This is a genomic window from Shewanella sp. c952, from assembly GCF_019654975.1.
Lineage (GTDB): Bacteria > Pseudomonadota > Gammaproteobacteria > Enterobacterales > Shewanellaceae > Shewanella.
In genome coordinates this window covers 94,227-113,417 of the sequence record NZ_BPEW01000012.1, presented here as the reverse complement: position 1 = coordinate 113,417, position 19,191 = coordinate 94,227, and the positions used below count along the sequence as shown (strand labels likewise).

At 42.3% G+C, this 19,191-nt stretch carries 18 protein-coding genes and 1 pseudogene; 16 read left to right on the top strand and 3 right to left on the bottom strand.

Annotated elements, in window-relative coordinates; all coding sequences use genetic code 11:
- The first annotated feature begins 333 nt into the window (after positions 1-333).
- The 4 genes from K5R16_RS10645 to K5R16_RS10630 all read left to right on the top strand — a co-directional run bounded on the left by K5R16_RS10645 (position 334) and on the right by K5R16_RS10630 (position 2,574).
- Entirely contained in the window at positions 334-615 is a 282-nt protein-coding gene (locus tag K5R16_RS10645) for an Imm27 family immunity protein (RefSeq protein WP_220737535.1), read from the top strand.
- A 137-nt stretch (positions 616-752) separates the two neighbouring features.
- Positions 753-1,007 carry a hypothetical protein gene (locus tag K5R16_RS10640; RefSeq protein WP_220737534.1) on the top strand — a complete coding sequence of 85 codons (255 nt, stop codon included), beginning with the start codon at positions 753-755 and terminating at the stop codon, positions 1,005-1,007.
- A gap of 124 nt (positions 1,008-1,131) precedes the next feature.
- Positions 1,132-1,671, top strand: a complete 540-nt coding sequence (locus tag K5R16_RS10635; protein ID WP_220737533.1) for a hypothetical protein — start codon at positions 1,132-1,134, stop codon at positions 1,669-1,671.
- Positions 1,672-1,788: 117 nt separating this feature from the next.
- Entirely contained in the window at positions 1,789-2,574 is a 786-nt protein-coding gene (locus tag K5R16_RS10630; protein ID WP_220737532.1) for a hypothetical protein, read from the top strand.
- Between the two features lie 514 nt (positions 2,575-3,088).
- Here K5R16_RS10630 and K5R16_RS10625 read toward each other — a convergent pair.
- Entirely contained in the window at positions 3,089-3,976 is an 888-nt protein-coding gene (locus tag K5R16_RS10625; protein ID WP_220737531.1) for a LysR family transcriptional regulator, read from the bottom strand.
- A 55-nt stretch (positions 3,977-4,031) separates the two neighbouring features.
- Here K5R16_RS10625 and K5R16_RS10620 point away from each other — a divergent pair, with 55 nt between their 5' ends.
- The 3 genes from K5R16_RS10620 (at position 4,032) to K5R16_RS10610 (ending at position 6,541) form a co-directional block, all read left to right on the top strand.
- Positions 4,032-4,463 carry a DoxX family protein gene (locus K5R16_RS10620; protein WP_220737530.1) on the top strand — a complete coding sequence of 144 codons (432 nt, stop codon included), beginning with the start codon at positions 4,032-4,034 and terminating at the stop codon, positions 4,461-4,463.
- A gap of 65 nt (positions 4,464-4,528) precedes the next feature.
- On the top strand, positions 4,529-5,413 hold the full coding sequence (locus K5R16_RS10615) for a pirin family protein (RefSeq protein ID WP_220737529.1): 885 nt from the start codon (positions 4,529-4,531) through the stop codon (positions 5,411-5,413).
- A 165-nt stretch (positions 5,414-5,578) separates the two neighbouring features.
- A complete protein-coding gene (locus K5R16_RS10610) occupies positions 5,579-6,541 on the top strand; it encodes a hypothetical protein (RefSeq protein WP_220737528.1) in 963 nt (320 codons plus the stop codon).
- Between the two features lie 392 nt (positions 6,542-6,933).
- On the opposite strand, the pseudogene gltA reads toward K5R16_RS10610, so the two are convergent.
- Positions 6,934-7,086 (bottom strand): annotated as a pseudogene (gltA, locus tag K5R16_RS22695) (citrate (Si)-synthase); the annotation flags it as partial.
- 86 nt (positions 7,087-7,172) lie between these two features.
- The gene (locus K5R16_RS10605; RefSeq protein WP_220737527.1) at positions 7,173-8,462 is read right to left on the bottom strand and encodes a citrate synthase; all 1,290 of its coding nucleotides are present in this window, start codon (positions 8,460-8,462) and stop codon (positions 7,173-7,175) included.
- Between the two features lie 410 nt (positions 8,463-8,872).
- On the opposite strand from K5R16_RS10605, the gene sdhC reads away from it, so the two are divergent.
- From sdhC to K5R16_RS10560, 9 genes are all read left to right on the top strand, one after another.
- Positions 8,873-9,268, top strand: coding sequence for a succinate dehydrogenase cytochrome b556 subunit (sdhC, locus tag K5R16_RS10600; RefSeq protein WP_220737543.1), 396 nt, complete (start codon positions 8,873-8,875; stop codon positions 9,266-9,268).
- Positions 9,262-9,609 (top strand): succinate dehydrogenase, hydrophobic membrane anchor protein, encoded by a 348-nt coding sequence (gene sdhD / locus K5R16_RS10595; RefSeq protein WP_220737526.1) that lies wholly within the window; start codon positions 9,262-9,264, stop codon positions 9,607-9,609. The genes sdhC and sdhD overlap by 7 nt, the downstream gene beginning before the upstream one ends.
- The gene (gene sdhA, locus K5R16_RS10590; protein WP_220737525.1) at positions 9,610-11,376 is read left to right on the top strand and encodes a succinate dehydrogenase flavoprotein subunit; all 1,767 of its coding nucleotides are present in this window, start codon (positions 9,610-9,612) and stop codon (positions 11,374-11,376) included.
- Positions 11,377-11,388: 12 nt separating this feature from the next.
- The gene (locus K5R16_RS10585; RefSeq protein ID WP_220737524.1) at positions 11,389-12,096 is read left to right on the top strand and encodes a succinate dehydrogenase iron-sulfur subunit; all 708 of its coding nucleotides are present in this window, start codon (positions 11,389-11,391) and stop codon (positions 12,094-12,096) included.
- 205 nt (positions 12,097-12,301) lie between these two features.
- Positions 12,302-15,124: a 2-oxoglutarate dehydrogenase E1 component gene (sucA, locus tag K5R16_RS10580; RefSeq protein ID WP_220737523.1), complete on the top strand. Its 2,823-nt coding sequence runs from the start codon at positions 12,302-12,304 to the stop codon at positions 15,122-15,124.
- A gap of 32 nt (positions 15,125-15,156) precedes the next feature.
- On the top strand, positions 15,157-16,347 hold the full coding sequence (odhB, locus tag K5R16_RS10575; RefSeq protein WP_220737522.1) for a 2-oxoglutarate dehydrogenase complex dihydrolipoyllysine-residue succinyltransferase: 1,191 nt from the start codon (positions 15,157-15,159) through the stop codon (positions 16,345-16,347).
- Between the two features lie 81 nt (positions 16,348-16,428).
- Entirely contained in the window at positions 16,429-17,595 is a 1,167-nt protein-coding gene (sucC, locus tag K5R16_RS10570; protein ID WP_220737521.1) for an ADP-forming succinate--CoA ligase subunit beta, read from the top strand.
- Complete coding sequence (gene sucD, locus K5R16_RS10565; protein WP_220737520.1) at positions 17,595-18,467, top strand: succinate--CoA ligase subunit alpha; 873 nt, start codon at positions 17,595-17,597, stop codon at positions 18,465-18,467. The genes sucC and sucD overlap by 1 nt, the downstream gene beginning before the upstream one ends.
- 296 nt (positions 18,468-18,763) lie before the next feature.
- The gene (locus tag K5R16_RS10560; protein WP_220737519.1) at positions 18,764-19,072 is read left to right on the top strand and encodes a hypothetical protein; all 309 of its coding nucleotides are present in this window, start codon (positions 18,764-18,766) and stop codon (positions 19,070-19,072) included.
- Positions 19,073-19,191: the final 119 nt, after the last annotated feature.

Sequence of the window (19,191 nt, the reverse complement as noted above, 5' to 3'; positions counted from 1 at the left end):
GGATATTTATACAGGTATAACTAAAAGTGACTAAAAAGACCCATTATCGCGCAAATAAAGATGCCAAAAGCTGTCCTGCTAGGCATCGATAATTTTGTAACATTTCACAAAACCTATAAAAATCAGACTGATGTAAAATATAAAAAAGTGATACACGGACCCATTGAACACCCTAGGCTCTCTTTCTCCTCACTCAACAAGGCAGTTTATGTAGCTTGAACTTAGAAATTATCTATTTACAGCAATGCCTTAGCAGTGATAACTTGTTAAAAAATTAACGAGTTGCTAAGAACGTTATCGAGCGACTAATGAATAAGCTGTTAGGTGTACTAAATGGATTTACTGCAACCATCTGAGTCTTTATTAACTGGTCGTTGGTTGGAGTCGGGTAAAAGTGTAATAGCTGATCCTGTGTGTAAGCGTATTGAATGGCTCGTTAATCATCACTTGAAAAAGGTTGGTTCATCTGAATGTGGTTGGGATATATTTTTCACCGATCTCATAGACGGTCGTTTTTGGCTTTTATCTTACCCTCAAAGCCACTTGCATGGTGGTGGTCCACCAACTTTAAGTGCTGTGGCAGTAGATAAGATTAATAATATAATAATGGTGTAATCGTACACCTAACAAGCTAATAAATAAGGACAAAAAACAGTTGGCTGTTTTCGTTCCTCAACATTTTAGCCAACAATTTTTTGCCCATTATTAGGGCGTTATAACGCTAAAGAGTTTCGAGTGTGGTTGGAGTTTTTATGAAATATCTAATGGGTTTCTTAAGTCTAATTGTGCTTGCTTCACTTGCTTCACTTGCTTTCTACATAACGAACATCTTAGATTCCAGATATTTGTTTACTGAAATGGATCTTGATAAAAGTGGCTTTATTAGCTTTAGCGAAGCTGATTATGTTTCATCTTCAGGTGAAAGAATCGTTAAAATTAACGGTAAAAGTTGCACCGAATATTTTGCGTATAAAGATGGCTTAACAATAAAAACCAAGTGCGGCTAAATAGCCGTTATAACAAGTCATTAAAGCAGGACAAATAGCAGTTGGCTATTGGCTCCTTCGTCGCCTATTTTAGCCAACAATTATTTGTCTCTTAATGAGGCGTTAGCTTTCTAAGGAGAATAAGTTGTTACCTTCACTACCTTTTGATTCCCCATTTTTTTGGGCATGCAATGTTTTACTCTTCATGTTATTACCTATGGTTTATGCAATGCTATTTGGTAATGTTAAAGACAGATCTAATGATAAAGTTTGGGCTTATCGTGAAGCAGGAGTGGAAATAGCATTTGTCTTATTCCCTTTTCTTTTATATTCAATCGCGCACTTATTAAATAGTTCTTTTCAAAGCTTTTTGTTAAGTCCTGAATTGCCTATGGCGGCAATGATCATTGCAGGAATAGCAATGTTTAGTTTACTTAAAGGAGCATCGTCTGCTCAAGGTAAGCTTCCTGTCGCTGGGTTATTAGTATTTCAATTATGTTTTATGGCACTTTTCATGAGCTGTGCTGCACTAGTTTTTTGGCTAACATTAGCAGAGGAAATATCAGAGTGGTTTAGTGTTCTCAATAGTTTTGTAGCAGTTCTATCTTTATTGTTTTCTTATGGTACATCTGCAGCAATGAATTATGTAGTAAAGCACCCAGATAAAGTTGTAACCGCAAGCTAACAAGGCATTCAAACGGACAAAAAACAGTTGGCTTTTTGCTCGTGCCTCGCTTATTTTAGCCAACTATTTATTTGCCGCTTAATGTGGCGTTAAATTTGCTTTCGACTATAGGTGCTTATGAATCAGAAAAGTGATAAAACAAAAAGCCTAATAAACCATGGTGGAGAATTAGCTGGCAGTGCAATTGGCGCAGCATTAGGTTTTCTGGCTTCAGGGCCAATTGGACTAGCAGCAGGAGCTGCTGCAGGGACTGCCTTAGGAAAAGCAATAACTTCTATTGGTTCCGATATCCATGATAGTTACATCTCACCAAAAGAAGAAATGCGAATTGGCGCAGGTGTAGCCATAGCTCTTGCTGACATAAGTGATAGGCTAAATTCAGGTGAAAAAATCAGAGATGATGGCTTTTTTAATGAAAATAGCGCAAAGAGAAGTGATGCTGAAGATATTTTAGAAGGCACTCTTCTTAAGTGTAAAACCTCTTATGAAGAACGAAAGGTACAATATGGTGGAAAATTCTTTTCAAATATTTCTTTTCGAGATGATATCGATATAAATAGAGCTAGTTACTTTTTACAAGTCTTTGAAAAATTGACGTATAGACAACTTTGTTTAATGAATCTTTTTTGTCGAATTGGTAACCCAACAAGGGATCATGATTTAACAGGTAAAAATGTTACTGGTGAGCTTTGGAGTATCTTGCAAGAGGTACAAGATATAAAGGATCTCAATCTTATATATCAAGGTGATCATAAACAAGAATTACGAACAACTTGGGGTCTAGGTTCATTAATCCCCGCTTGGCTTTATGCAACAAATTTAGGGCATAACTTTTATCAAGTATTTAGCCTTGATAAAATACCTGAAGAAGATGTGTTAGAAGTAGTTCAGTTATTGAAATAGCAAACTTAAAAAGTTGCTTAAACGGACAAAAAACAGTTTGCTTTTGCTCGTTCCTCGCTATTTTAGCCAACCATTATTTGCCTCTTAACGAGGCGTTACCGCATATCCGTTTGCCATACTTTCCCTAAAGAAACTCAACACCCCAAGCGCTTTAACTCTAACAAGGTTTTGTCCAAAAGTGAGTTACTAGGCAGATAGCAAACGCTGAACATGCTGGCGAGCCAATAAAAATGCAGCTAAGAGTGAACTTTTAGTGCTAATTACTTAACTTAGAGCGATTAGTTGAGTCATTAGCAATAAAGCTACGTGCTGCCTCACTAGTGTAAAGCTCACGATGACGACTCTTGTTACTGTTAGATGTTGGCATTTAAAACATTATAATTGGCAAAGCTGACATGTTTGCGCTGTATGAGTCGTTAACGCTTGAGTCACGTTGTACTAAAGGAGTGAATGTATAAATCTATTATGTCTAATCGCAAAGTTACATAATGGCTCACAAAAAACCATGGAATATCTAATTCTTTAAAACCTCCCAAATAGTTGAGGCCACAGGGCCATTAATGGCGGGAGAGTTCCTTCTAAAAGCAAAGAAGTTAATATCCAATGCCAAGTGGGTATCTTCAAGCTTAATTTCTGATAGTAATCCTTTATTTATTTCATCATCAACTAAGTGCGCGGGTAACCGCCCCCAGCCCAACCCTGTAACGAGTAATTGCTTTTTGGTTGCTAAATCACTGACCAACCATCGCCTTTGGCCCATCTGAACGCCAAAGTTTCGATTAAATACTCCTTCCGCTTTGCCTGAATCATTCATAATGACTTGTTGAAACCGCCTTAAGTCAGACACTTTTTTTGCACTTTTCATCTGCTCAACAAGCGCTGGAGTGGCGACATTTCGTAGCTGTGATTGATAGAGTGGAAGATAGTCAAACCCTTCTTCTTCTAATAAGAATGGCATAATGGGAGCGATACCAATATCAGCATTACCGTCCTTTATCATTTGAATTGTTCCTGAGAGAACTTCTGTTTTTAATTTAATTTGTGTTTCAGGATACTCATTCTGCAACAGCTTAAGCATAGGCGCTAAAGCATTTAAATCCGTATTTGCATCTAGCGCTATGCATATTTTTTCTTCGTTCTTTTTATTAAAGTGAAGTAATAGTTGTGACAAATCATCAGCTTCTTCTAGCACCCTCAAAGATTGCTGATAAAACCGCCGTCCTATTGAGGTTAGCTCTAATCTATAACCTGAACGGTCGAATAGCTTAGCCCCACTTTCAAACTCTAATGCCTTTAAAGCCTGACTAATTGCGGGTTGTGTTTTGTGTAGTAGTTCAGAGGCAGATTTGACCGAACCTGTTTTTATTAAAGCTTGCATGACTTTTAACTGTTCTAATTTCATCTGTAATCTCGATCAACTTAAGTAAAAGTTATATTTTTAATAATAAAGTATAAATATGTATTTTACTCGCTCTACGCTAATCTTTTTACAACATTTAAATTTAAGGAAATATTGCATGGCTCAGATTACTAAGAAGTCTATTACACATTGGCTACTAACGGGGCTCCTCGGATTGGTTTTTGTCGCTGCTGGTGGGGCTAAGTTAGTGGGCGTAGAGCAAGTTCTGCTCCCATTTGTTCATATGAATATGCTTGCAATGGCTAAAGTTGTTGGTGTGTTAGAAATAGCTGGTGCGATTGGGCTTTTTGTTCCCAAATTTCGATTTTTAGCAGCTTTAGGGCTTTCAGGAATAATGGTTGGTGCAATCGCATATCACTTAGTGCTTGATCCTGAAAAAGCGGCGTTGCCAGGCATCATTCTTTTAATGCTATGTGGAATTCTGGCTTGGCTCAACCGCTCTGCAGTTAAAGCAAAATTAGTGTCCTAATTGGGTTATTGGTCATTTTAGCAAGACAGAAGATATACCTGTTGTAAGCATTTATAGGTGGAACTATGAAACCAATTATTACTAAAGAGAAGGCTATAGCGGACAAAGTGGGACCTATTGATATCGTGAGAGCTTTACCTAGCGATTTAACTCCTAGAGTCGGGCCAATTATATTCTTAGATCATATTCTTGAGAAAAACTTATTACCAGGTGAGTTTTCAGCGCCAAATGGCTCTTTTGCACATCCTCATCGTGGCATTGCTACTTTTACCTACTTACTGAAAGGGGAGCTAATTCATTTCGATAGTAATGGCGGCTATGGCCGAGTTAAGGCGGGTGGTGTGCAGTGGATGAATGCGGGAAACGGTGTTATCCATGATGAAGTTATACCTGAAGAATTTCGTGTTAGTGGAGGGGCATTCTACGGCTTTCAGTTTTGGGTGAACCTTCCGGCTGAAATTAAAGAGCAAGCACCTGATTACATGCCAGTTCAAGCTGAAGAATTACCACTTATTCAGCTAGCTGATGGACAAGCCACGTTAAAAGTTCTGTTAGGGGAATATGGCGGTAAATCTTCTCCCATACCAGCTTTTACTCAGCAATTCATTTGGCACATAAAGTTGTCTGGTAAAGCATCGATAGAATTGAAGACTCTCGAAGGATTAGAGTATGGCGGTTACTTACCTAATGGAAATGCACTCTTCAACGATATTGAGATTAGTGCAAGAGAATTAGTCGTTTTTGATAGCAATGATACAGGTATTACTATTTCCAATAAGGCAAATAAAGAACTAGAGATTCTGTTATTTGGTGGTGAACCTTATGAAGAGAAAATAGTATCCCACGGGCCCTTTGTTATGAACACCGTTGAAGAAATTGGTCAGGCCTACGAGGACTTTCGTAGCGGTAAATACGGAAAGATTGACTATCAAATAACAGGAGAGATTTGATTAAATTGAAATGACATCGAAGTTTATATTCTTGAACACCGTGTTTAGGCCTGGAAGATAACCTTAACAGTGATTTATTCCTGTGAATGAAGCCTATCCCTCAAGCGTATTCGGACTTTTGCAAATTGTATATTTATCTACTTTTTAACTATAAGAGGCATAAAAATGAATAATTATGTTAAAGCTGATGCAACACATATCGACTTTCCAATTTCGAACCGGGAAGAACATTTTGAGTGGTGGTATTTCGATGCGCATCTTGATAATGGTGACCACATCGTGGTGATGTACTCTCTTAATGATACAAGACTTAAGCCTCGAGCGCCTTCAGTAAGGTTGAACATATACCCTCAAGGTAAGCCCGATATTTGGAAAATGACGATCTATCCTGAAAGTGAAGTGACAACTAGTTACGACAAATGTGATGTTACCTTTGGCGAGGAGTATTGCCGTGACTGTGGTGACTATTATGAAATCTATACTTTGATTGAGGGATATGGAGCAAAGCTTCGCCTAAGCAAAAAGAATCATCCATTTACTACCGAGGGTGTCCCATTCCCGTTACCTTGGACGGTTGCAGTGCCTTCTGGCGATATCGAAGGGGAGATCTACAAAGATGGTCAAACTACTATGGTTAAAGGTGTAGGTTACCACGATCATAATTGGGGGGATAAAAATCTAGCGGGTACTTTCAAAAACTGGTACTGGGGTAAAGTTCATACTCCTGACATATCTATCGACTATGCGATGTTTATGAATGACGATGATACTGTCGGAATGCCCATTGCTTTAGTGACCACCGAAGATAGCTTGTTAATGACTCCTACAGATGCAAGAGATGGAGACAACCCTGTTAGTTTTGATGGCGAAGTAAACGTAACAATGACTGATGAAACGATGGGTTATACATTTGCAAAAGAGTTCACCTTATCTGGGACAAAGGAAGATGTAAGCTTCACCTTGAACGTTAAGCTTGCTGATATTGTGATGATAGAAGAGGGCAAGTTGCTACCGGGTGAAGATGTATATCGTTATATTGGTGAAGAGGTGTTAACTGTTACTCGGAATAATAAAACCAAGGTTTATAACGAAAGCAGTTTACACGAGATTGTATATCTTAAAAGCTAGAAATACTGCAGCATGTCCGACTACTCGGTTATTCTTAGTATCGAAAACCGAGTTGTTGAGCAGATTTATATTCTGAAATATGCGCTCTACCATCAAGAATAAATGTTCAGAGTTAACGTTTATAGTTAGTGCTGAGTGCTGAGTCCTGAGTCCTGAGAGATAGTCGCGTCTGCACATGCGGTCATTCGTTCACTTCTATGCGTCAATACATGCAAATATCCTGTTCAGCAGCACCGCAGTTTATCGAAACCACTGATGCTAAATGGGTGAACACTCGGCTCTGCTTCAGGGTGAGTTGCTAGACAGATAGCAAAAGGTAAACGTGCTATGTCAGCCAATAAAAAAGGCACTCAATGAGTGCCTTTTAGTGTTAATTACTTAATTAAGTGTAATTAACCGCGTTTGTCTTTAGCAACACTTTCCATGATGAAAAGACGTTCTGCATCACCAGTGTATAACTGACGCGGACGGCTGATCTTGTGACCAGGCTGATCTAGCATCTCTTTCCAATGTGCAATCCAACCTACTGTGCGCGCAAGGGCGAACTATAACTGGGTGAACATGCTATGTCTGGCAATAAAAAAGACACTCAATGAGTGCCTTTTAGTGTTAATTACTTAATTAAGTGCAATTAACCGCGTTTGTCTTTAGCAACAAAGCTACGTTCTGCATCACCAGTGTATAACTGACGTGGACGGCTGATCTTGTGACCAGGCTGGTCTAGCATCTCTTTCCAATGTGCAATCCAACCCACTGTGCGCGCTAGGGCGAACAGTACAGTGAACATGCTCGTTGGAATACCAATAGCCTTCATGATGATCCCTGAGTAGAAATCAACATTTGGATATAGCTTTTTAGAGACGAAATACTCGTCTTCTAGTGCGATACGTTCAAGTTCCATTGCAACATCTAGCAATGGATCATTAACGTTAAGTTCAGCCAGAACTTCATGACAGGTTTCACGCATTACTTTTGCGCGAGGGTCGAAGTTCTTGTAAACACGGTGTCCGAAGCCCATTAGACGGAAAGGATCTTCTTTATCCTTGGCACGTGCAATGAACTCAGGAATACGATCAACACTACCAATCTCTTCAAGCATGTTTAGGCAAGCTTCGTTTGCACCACCATGAGCCGGTCCCCAAAGAGACGCGATACCCGCAGCGATACAAGCAAATGGGTTAGCCCCAGATGAACCTGCTAAACGTACAGTTGAAGTTGATGCATTCTGCTCGTGATCGGCATGTAGTATGAAGATACGATCCATTGCACGTTCAACGATTGGGTTAACCTTGTACTCTTCACATGGCACAGCAAACATCATGCTTAGGAAGTTACCTGCGTAGCTTAGGTCGTTACGTGGGTATACAAACGGTTGACCGATAGAGTACTTGTAGCACATCGCCGCAATTGTAGGCATCTTAGATACCAAACGGAAAGCAGCAATTTCACGGTGACGTTCGTCATTCACGTCCAAAGAGTCTTGGTAGAATGCCGATAGGGCACCTGTAACACCACATAGCATCGCCATTGGGTGAGCATCACGTCTGAAACCTCTAAAGAAGCTTGCAAGTTGCTCATTCACCATGGTGTGGTTTTTAACCATATGCACGAAAGATTCGTACTGTGCTTTATTCGGAAGCTCTCCGTAAAGCAACAAATAGCATAGATCTAAATAATCAGAATCTACGGCCAGCTCGCCAATTGGGTAACCGCGGTGAAGCAAGATCCCTTGTGCGCCGTCGATATAAGTGATTGCTGATTCACAGGAGGCTGTTGCGAGAAATCCTGGATCGAAGGTAAAGTGCCCTTTGCTACCTAGTTTACTGATGTCAATTACATCAAATCCTGCCGTTCCTTTTTTGATCGGCAGATCGATTGAATCATTCCCTGGTAGTTCTAACTTGGCTATATTTTCAGCCATACCCCATTCTCCTTACTTCATTCTTATTGAGTGCGGCTTATCAAACGCCAATACTTTACAGTGGATCTGGGTCACATTTCAATTTAAATAAGCGTTTAAATTTCTTAGACCATGGTCTTATTCAAGTGTAACCACTTGTTGCAACAGCCACTTGGCAGATTTTTTTACCAAAAAAACTATATTTCCATAATGTGATGTTTGTATTTGACATTTCACCCACGTATACTTGCTGCGGCTCAGATGAGCTGCAGACATTAGCGAATAGTTATCACTTTTTTACATACTTAATTAGTGCTCGCTAAACTGTTAAATGTTTGTTTAAAGTTTTCTTTTGTGAAGGGCGCAAACTGTGACTTAGTTCACGGATGAAGATCCAAGCAAAAGCGGTTCGTATAACAAAAATTAGCTCAATTGAGCAGAGTGAGCAGAACGTGAAAAAGCAAAGACCTGTCCATTTAGATCTGCAGACTGTAAAGTTTCCTGCAACGGCCATCGCGTCCATCCTACATCGTGTATCGGGCGTTATTATGTTGTTTGCTGTCGGTATCCTTATCTGGTTGCTTAATGAATCATTAGCATCCGCGGAAAGTTTTGCTGGCGTCCAATCTCTTTTTGATAGCTTTATCGTTAAGTTTATCGTTTGGGGAATTCTTACTGCACTGGGTTATCACTTGATAGTGGGTTTGCGCCACTTAGTGATGGATGCCGGTTACTGGGAAGAACTCTCTTCAGGATTAACTTCAGCTAAAGTCGCTATTGCATTGTCAGTAGTGTTTTCAATCATTGCGGGGATTTGGGTATGGTAACAAATGCAGCAAGTCTTGGTCGCAGCGGTGTCCATGACTTTATTCTTATACGTGCAAGTGCAGTAATTCTAGCCTGTTACACTATTTTTATGGTTGGTTTTATCGCATGTAGCTCTCCACTGACTTATGATGCATGGCACGGGTTGTTCAGTGCTCTGCCAATGAAAGTCTTCACACTTCTCGCACTGGTTGCGATTCTAGTCCATTCATGGATTGGTATTTGGCAGGTACTTACCGATTACGTTAAGTGTGTGTCTCTACGTGGTGTACTTCAGTTTGTTTTTGTCGTAGCAGCCTTCTCTTATTTGGCAGCAGGCATTTTGATAGTGTGGGGTGTTTAAGTGGGTATTCCAGTTCGCGAATTTGACGCGGTTGTTATCGGCGCTGGTGGCGCAGGTATGCGCGCGGCACTACAAATTTCTAAAGAAGGTAAGAGCTGCGCGCTGTTATCTAAAGTTTTCCCTACTCGTTCTCATACAGTATCTGCGCAGGGTGGTATTACCGTAGCGCTGGGTAATGCCCATGAAGATCACTGGGAACAGCACATGTACGATACTGTGAAAGGTTCTGATTTTATCGGTGACCAAGAAGCTATCGAATTTATGTGTAAAACCGGACCGGAAGCGGTCATCGAACTTGAGCAAATGGGTCTACCTTTCTCTCGATTTGAAAACGGTACTATTTACCAACGCCCATTCGGCGGCCAGTCTAAAAACTTTGGTGGCGAGCAAGCTGCACGTACCGCAGCAGCGGCTGACCGTACCGGTCACGCGCTTCTTCATTGCTTATACCAGCAAAATGTTAAACATAAGACTGAAGTTTTCTCAGAGTGGTACGCACTCGATTTAGTTAAAAACGAAGACGGTGTCATTGTCGGTTGTACTGCAATCGAAATTGAAACTGGCGAAATCGTTTACTTTAAAGCAAAAGCAACCATTCTAGCGACTGGTGGAGCAGGGCGTATTTACGCATCTACCACTAACGCGCACATTAACACTGGTGACGGTGTGGGCATGGCGATGCGCGCTGGCGTTCAAATGCAAGACATGGAAATGTGGCAGTTCCACCCAACGGGTATTGCTGGCGCAGGTGTTCTTGTGACTGAAGGTTGTCGTGGTGAAGGCGGATACCTGCTGAACAAAGACGGCGAGCGCTTCATGGAGCGTTATGCTCCAAACGCTAAAGATTTGGCATCTCGTGACGTGGTTGCACGTTCTATGATGACTGAAATCCGCGAAGGTCGTGGTCTTGACGGTCCTTTAGGTCCGCACTGTTTACTAAAACTTGATCACTTAGGTAAAGAAACCCTTGAAGCGCGCCTTCCTGGTGTTTGTGAATTGTCTCGTACATTCGCACATATCGATCCTGCAGATGGTCCAATTCCAGTATTACCGACTTGTCACTATATGATGGGTGGCTTGCCAGCTAAAGTAAGTGGTCAGGTTCTTCGTCAAAATGACGACGGCACTGAAGAAGATATCGTTGGTTTATTCGCTGTGGGTGAGATTGCTTGTGTATCAGTACACGGCGCTAACCGTCTAGGTGGTAACTCACTACTCGATTTAGTGGTATTTGGGCGAGCTGCGGGTCAACACTTAGGTAAAGCACTTGATGCAACACCTAATCCTAAAGATGCTTCAGATGCTGATATCGAATCATCGCTAGCTCGCTTGAATCGTTGGGAAAGCAACAAAGACGGTGAAGATCCTGCGGTTATCCGTAAAGATCTACAACTTTGTATGCAGCTTAACTTCTCTGTATTTAGAAGTGGCGACGCAATGGCTGAAGGCCTTAAAGAGCTTAAAGCGATTCGTACCCGTTTAGAGAATGCCAAGCTGTCTGACAATTCATCTGAGTTTAATACTCAACGTATCGAATGTTTAGAGCTTGATAATTTGATGGCGACAGCGATTGCAACTGCAACCGCAGCTAACTTCCGTACGGAAAGTCGTGGTGCGCATTCACGTGAAGATTTCTTAGACCGTGATGATGAAAACTGGTTATGCCACAGTGTATTTGACCCAGTTACCGAGCTAATGACTAAGCGTGATGTGAACATGGAGCCTAAGCTTCGTGCCGCATTCCCGCCTATCAAACGTACTTACTAAGGAGAAGCCCCGATGAAATTGGAATTTGCAGTTTATCGCTACAATCCTGATGTAGATACTAAGCCATACATGAAGGATTACACTTTAGAAGTGGATGAAGGTACCGATATGATGGTACTGGATGCACTGATAAAGCTAAAAGAGTTAGATTCAACATTGTCATTTAGACGTTCATGCCGTGAAGGTGTGTGTGGTAGTGACGGTGTAAATATGAATGGTAAAAATGGACTTGCGTGTATCACGCCAGTTTCTACCTTCAAGAACAAGAAGATTGAGATCCGCCCACTACCAGGTATGCCTGTAGTGCGCGACTTAATCGTCGACTTAACTCAGTTCTACACTCAGTATGAAAAGATTAAGCCGTACTTGATTAACGATGAAAAAACGCCTGCGCGTGAGCATCTGCAATCACCTGAAGAACGTGAGCATTTAGATGGACTCTATGAGTGTATTATGTGTGCATGTTGTTCTACGGCTTGTCCATCATTCTGGTGGAACCCTGATAAGTTCATCGGTCCAAGTGGCTTGCTGCACGCATACCGCTTCTTGATCGACAGCCGCGATACCGCGACTGAAGAACGTCTATCAGAGCTTGATGATGCGTACAGTGTATTCCGCTGTCATGGCATCATGAACTGTGTTGACGTTTGTCCTAAAGGGCTTAATCCGACGAAAGCAATTGGACACATTAAGTCTATGCTTTTGAAGAGAGCCATTTAATGCAGTTTAAAGAGCCGATATTGATATAGCTCTATGAGAGTCACTTTCTTTATTGGAAGTGACTCTTTTTGTGTCATGGAAGACAAATATAAAGATAATCTGGAACTCTCGGGGCTACAGAGATTACAGACAATTTGAGTTTGCTCAAACTATCTGTATTTATGACTTTGGCTAAGCACGTGTATACAGTTTGAAAGGAATAGAAATGCACCAAGGCATCATGAAAGCCTGGCTTGAATCGTCTCATCTAAATGGCGCGAATTCGACCTATGTAGAAGAGATGTATGAAGCCTATCAAGAAGACCCTCAGTCAATAACCGAAGACTGGCGTGTCGTGTTTGATAACCTCCCTCTAGTGAATGGTACCTCTAGTGAAGTGCCTGAAGCTGCCCACTCTAAAGTACGTGACTATTTTCGTAGTCTTGCATTAGACGGACGTCAGAAAGGTTCACCTAAGGTGACCGATCATGAAGTCGATGCAAAACAAGTTAAAGTCCTACAGATGATTAACGCGCACCGTTTTCGTGGTCACCAGAACGCGAATCTAGATCCGCTAGACATTTGGAAACGTGATACCGTTTCTGAATTAGACCCGGCTTTCCATGGTCTAGATAGCGATGATATGCAGCGTGAATTCAATACCGGTTCGTTTGCTCATGGTGGTGAAACCATGAAGCTCGTTGAATTGGTAAAAGCCTTGAAAGCGACATACTGTGGCTCGATTGGCGCAGAGTACATGCACATTACCGATACCGATGAAAAGCGTTGGATCCAACAACGTCTTGAGCCATCATTAGGTGCTGCAAACTACTCAAAAGCCGATAAAACTCGAATTCTTGAAGGACTTAATGCTGCAGAAGGTATCGAAAAATACCTAGGTGCTAAGTTCCCAGGTGCAAAACGTTTCTCACTCGAAGGTGGCGATGCGCTTGTTCCTATGATGCGTGAGATCATTTATCGTGCGGGTGATGCTGGTACCAAAGAAGTGGTTATTGGTATGGCTCACCGCGGTCGTTTGAACGTTCTTGTTAATGTGCTTGGTAAAAAACCGTCAGAGTTGTTTGACGAATTTGCTGGTAAGCACAGCGATGAGCTTAACGGTAGTGGTGATGTTAAGTATCACCAAGGTTTTTCATCAGACTTTGAAACGCCTGGCGGAAACGTCCACCTTGCACTCGCCTTTAACCCATCTCACTTAGAGATCGTCAATCCAGTGGTTATTGGTTCAGTACGTGCACGTTTAGATAGACGCGAGTGTGATACTGGCCTGCAAGTGATGCCAATTACCATTCACGGTGATTCTGCGATAACTGGTCAGGGTATTGTTCAAGAAACCTTTAACATGTCGCAAACTCGCGGCTTCAAGGTTGGCGGTTCAATCCGTATTGTTGTCAACAATCAAGTCGGTTTTACCACTAACCTGACTGAAGATGTTCGTTCAACTGAGTACTGTACCGATATCGCTAAGATGGTACAGGCGCCAATCTTCCACGTGAATGCTGACGACCCTGAAGCGGTTGCTTTCGTGTCACAACTTGCTGTTGATTACCGTAACGAATTTAAGCGTGACGTGGTTATTGATCTGGTTTGTTACCGCCGTCATGGCCATAACGAAGCCGATGAGCCGAGTGCAACTCAGCCACTGATGTATGCCAAAATTAAGAAGCATCCAACACCAAGAAAGATTTACGCCGACAAACTCATTGCAGAAAACGCAATGGGTGCGGATGACGTAACTTCTATGGTGAATGCTTACCGTGATGCGTTAGATGACGGTGATTGTGTCGTTAAAGAGTGGCGTCCAATGACGTTACACTCAGTTGATTGGACACCGTATATTGGCGCTGAATGGAATGATGACTACGACGCGCATATGTCGATGGATAGAATCAAGAACCTAGCTGACAAAATTAGTTATGTTCCTGAAAGCCACAAGCTTCAATCTCGTGTTGCCAAAATCTATAAAGATCGTTTATTGATGGCGTCAGGTGAGAAGCTGCTAGATTGGGGCTTTGCTGAGACATTAGCTTACGCGTCAATTCTTGAAGATAAGAAACGTATCCGCATTACCGGCCAAGATTCAGGCCGTGGTACTTTCTTCCATCGTCATGCTGTGCTGCATAATCAAAATGACGCAACGGCGTACATGCCACTGCGTAATATTGCTGACGTGCAAGGTCCAATCGACCTGACTGATTCTGTTTTATCAGAAGCATCAGTGCTTGCATTTGAATATGGTTATGCCACTGCAGAACCTGGTGGACTAACACTTTGGGAAGCTCAGTTTGGTGATTTTGCTAACTGTGCACAAGTGGTCATTGACCAGTTCTTATCATCTGGAGAACAAAAATGGGGCCGTTTATGTGGCCTTACTATGTTGCTGCCTCATGGTTATGAAGGTCAGGGGCCTGAGCACTCAAGTGCGCGTCTAGAGCGTTTCTTACAGCTTTGTGCTAACCACAATATGCAGGTTTGTGTGCCATCTACACCGGCGCAGGTTTACCACATGTTGCGTCGTCAAGTCGTACGTCCAATGCGTCGTCCACTTGTTGTTATGTCACCGAAGTCATTGCTTCGTCATCCATTAGCCGTTTCGAGTATGGAAGAGCTTGCTGAAGGTACATTCCAGAATGTTATCGGCGAAATCGATGAACTTGACGCGAGTAAGGTCGACAGAGTCGTATTCTGTAGCGGTAAAGTTTACTTTGAGCTACTAGAGCGTCGTCGCAAAGAAGGTCAAGATAACGTCGCACTTATTCGTGTTGAACAGCTTTATCCGTTCCCACATGAAGAAGCTGCCGCAGCGCTTGCTGACTATGCTCACGTTAAAGATTTCGTTTGGTGCCAAGAAGAACCTCAAAACCAAGGTGCTTGGTATTGTAGCCAGCATCACTTCTGGAGCGTTATACCTGCAGGAGCTCAATTGAGTTATGCCGGTCGTGAAGCTTCAGCTGCGCCAGCATGTGGCTACCCTGCATTGCACGCTCAGCAACAAGAATCGTTAATTAGCAGCGCATTAAAGCTGTAGTAATAGACATTATATAAAAAGGATCGTTATCCATGAGTATCGAAATTAAGGTACCCGTTCTGCCAGAATCTGTTGCTGATGCAACTATTGCTACTTGGCATGTTCAAGCTGGCGAGCAAGTTTCTCGTGATCAAATCCTTGTTGATATTGAAACTGATAAAGTCGTACTTGAAGTTGTCGCACCTGAAGATGGTCAAATTGCTGAATTCCTAGCGGAAGAGGGCGAAACTGTCTTAGGCGAAGCTGTTATCGCTAACTTTGTTGCCGGCGCAGTTGCCGGTCAAGAAGTGACTAAAGCAGAAGCAGAAGCAGCAAGCCCGGCAGAAACTGAAGAGACAAGTGATGCACTAAGTCCTTCAGTTCGTCGTTTAATTGCTGAACATAACGTTGATGCAGCAGCCGTTAAAGGCAGCGGTGTTGGCGGACGTATCACTAAAGAAGACGTAGAAGCCTTCGTTAAGAATGCTAAAGCAGCTCCAGCGCCAGCAAGCGCTCCGGCTGCAGTGGCTGCACCGCTTGCTGATCGTAGCGAGAAACGTGTACCAATGACACGTCTTCGTAAGACGATTGCTAATCGTCTGTTAGAAGCTAAAAACTCGACTGCCATGCTAACAACGTTTAACGAAGTTAACATGAAACCAATTATGGATATCCGTAAGCAGTATCAAGAGATTTTTGAGAAGCGTCATGGTATCCGTTTGGGCTTTATGTCTTTCTACGTTAAAGCAGTGACCGAAGCACTTAAACGCTTCCCTGAAGTTAACGCTTCAATTGACGGTGATGAAATTGTTTATCACAACTACTTCGATATCAGCATTGCTGTTTCAACGCCTCGTGGCCTTGTGACTCCTGTTTTGCGTGATACCGATAAGATGAGCCTTGCTGATATCGAACGTAATGTTCGTGAGCTTGCACTTAAGGGACGTGACGGTAAATTAACCGTTGCTGACATGACTGGTGGTAACTTCACAGTGACTAACGGTGGTGTATTCGGTTCATTGATGTCTACCCCAATTTTGAACCTGCCACAAAGCGCGATTTTAGGCATGCATGCCATCAAAGATCGTCCTATGGCAGTAAATGGTCAGGTTGAAATCCTGCCTATGATGTACCTCGCACTTTCTTACGACCACCGTATCGTAGATGGTCGTGAGTCGGTTGGTTATTTGGTTGCCATTAAAGACTTCCTAGAAGACCCAACTCGTCTGTTACTTGACCTTTAAGGTTAAGGCAGACAATACCCTCGTTGCAGGCCCAATAGGGCCTGTTGAAAAATTGACAAGAAGTATAATGGATAGATCATCATGAATTTGCATGAGTATCAGGCAAAATCTTTATTTGCCGAATATGGTTTACCAGTGTCAGAAGGTTTTGCATGTGATACAGCTCAAGAAGCTGTAGAAGCTGCAGGCCATATTGGCGGTGATATGTGGGTTGTTAAGTGTCAAGTACACGCAGGCGGCCGTGGTAAAGCAGGTGGCGTTAAAGTCACTGGCGATAAAGAAGAGATAAGAGCATTTGCTGAAAATTGGTTAGGTAAGAACTTAGTGACTTACCAAACTGATGAGAAGGGTCAGCCAGTTGCTAAAATCTTAGTAGAAAGCTGTACTGACATTGCAAATGAATTGTACTTAGGTGCTGTTGTTGACCGTGCTACACAACGTGTTGTGTTCATGGCATCAACTGAAGGCGGCGTTGAAATTGAAACTGTGGCAGAAGAAACGCCAGAGCTAATTCACAAAGCGATCATTGACCCTATAACAGGTCCTCAGCCATACCAGGCTCGTGATCTTGGCTTTAAGTTGGGTCTAACTCCAACTCAAATGAAGCAGTTCACTAAAGTCTTTATGGGCTTAGCGAAAATGTTTGAAGATCATGATTTCGCGCTGCTTGAAATTAACCCGCTTGTAATCACAGACGAAGGCAACATTCACTGTCTTGATGGCAAGATTGGTATCGACGGTAACGCTTTATTCCGTCAGCCTAAAATCCGTGAAATGCACGATCCATCACAAGATGATGCTCGTGAAGCTCACGCGGCTAAGTTCGAGCTTAACTACGTAGCACTAGACGGAAACGTTGGCTGCATGGTTAACGGCGCAGGCCTTGCAATGGGTACGATGGATATCGTAAACCTGCACGGTGGCAAGCCAGCTAACTTCCTAGACGTTGGCGGCGGAGCGACAAAAGAACGTGTTGCTGAAGCATTCAAGATCATCTTGTCTGACTCTAACGTTAAAGCTGTTCTTGTGAACATCTTCGGCGGTATCGTTCGTTGTGACATGATTGCTGAAGGCATCATTGGCGCTGTTAAAGAAGTTGGCGTTGAAGTTCCTGTTGTTGTTCGTCTTGAAGGTACTAACGCTGATCTTGGTCGTGAAGTTCTTGCTAACTCTGATCTAGACATCATTGCTGCTACAAGTCTTACTGATGCAGCTGAGCAAGTCGTTAAAGCTGCGGAGAGCAAATAATGTCTGTATTAATTAATAAAGATACTAAAGTAATCTGTCAGGGTTTCACTGGCGGTCAAGGTACTTTCCACTCTGAGCAAGCTATCGCTTACGGTACTCAGATGGTTGGTGGTGTATCTCCAGGAAAAGGCGGTCAGGTTCATTTAGATCTTCCAGTATTTAATACTGTTAAAGATGCTGTTGCTGCAACTGGCGCTACTGCTACTGTTATCTACGTTCCTGCACCTTTCTGTAAAGATGCAATCCTAGAAGCAATCGACGGTGGCATTGAGCTAATCGTTTGTATTACTGAAGGGATCCCAACGTTAGATATGCTTCAAGTTAAAGTTAAACTTGAAGAGACTGGCGTTCGTATGATTGGTCCTAACTGTCCAGGTGTTATCACTCCTGGTGAGTGTAAGATTGGTATTATGCCTGGTCATATCCACAAGCCTGGTAAAGTCGGTATTGTTTCACGCTCTGGTACATTAACGTACGAAGCGGTTAAGCAAACGACTGATGAAGGTTTTGGCCAATCTACTTGTGTAGGTATTGGTGGTGACCCTATTCCTGGTACTAACTTCATCGACGTATTGGAAATGTTCCAAAACGATCCACAAACTGAAGCAATCGTGATGATTGGTGAGATTGGTGGTACTGCTGAAGAAGAAGCGGCTGAATTCATCAAAGCTAACGTAACTAAGCCAGTTGTTTCATACATTGCTGGTGTTACTGCACCGGAAGGCAAGCGTATGGGTCATGCTGGCGCAATTATCGCTGGCGGTAAAGGTACAGCAGAAGATAAGTTTGCTGCTCTAGAAGCTGCAGGCGTTACCACTGTGCGTTCTCTTGCTGACATTGGTAAAGCTCTACGTACTAAGACTGGTTGGTAATAACCTAGTCTGATTAAAAGCCGCTCTTTAGAGCGGCTTTTTTATGGGTAAATGTTTTAATGGGAACCTGTAGAGCTCTGTGAACTGGAGGTTACATTATAAAGTTTCCGAAATAGCGGCAGTACCTTAGCGTGTTTTTTCTAAATCGGAGGATTTTTTTTAGAGTAAAATATTGCATATAAGTGTCTAGCTAGAATATCTGGTGATATAAGTGAAGGTTTTAGCTGAAAATATGGCGATATAACACTGATCTGTTATACCTAATTTATCTATAGAGGAACTTGTAGGTAGATTTTATGTCTATGGTCAGCGCAAAAGAGTTTTCAGATTGGTTAAGGTTAAGGTTCGAAGGCCTCAATGAAGGGGTATCTTTATCGCGTAAGGATATTAATCAGCTAACAGGGCGGCAGAATTTCTCAGCCGATTTTGTTAATGACATTCATTTTGAGCTAATGCGTCATGATTTGGCTTTTGTTACGGACACATCGAGAGAGAATTTTTATTTGGTGCCGATCAATAAACAATCATGGAGAGAGAAGTTAGAGCAGCAGTTTGAGAAAGAGATATTTTGCAATGTCATCCCTTTGAATATTTCTAGTAATTAGTGTTCCACCAAGTGTGCTTGTTTACTTTTCAAATTTAGGCTTTTTGTAGCAGCGGATGCTTGTTTACTAGCCTTGCCAGTTACCTCAATACCGATGATGTATCATATAATGTCTGTAAA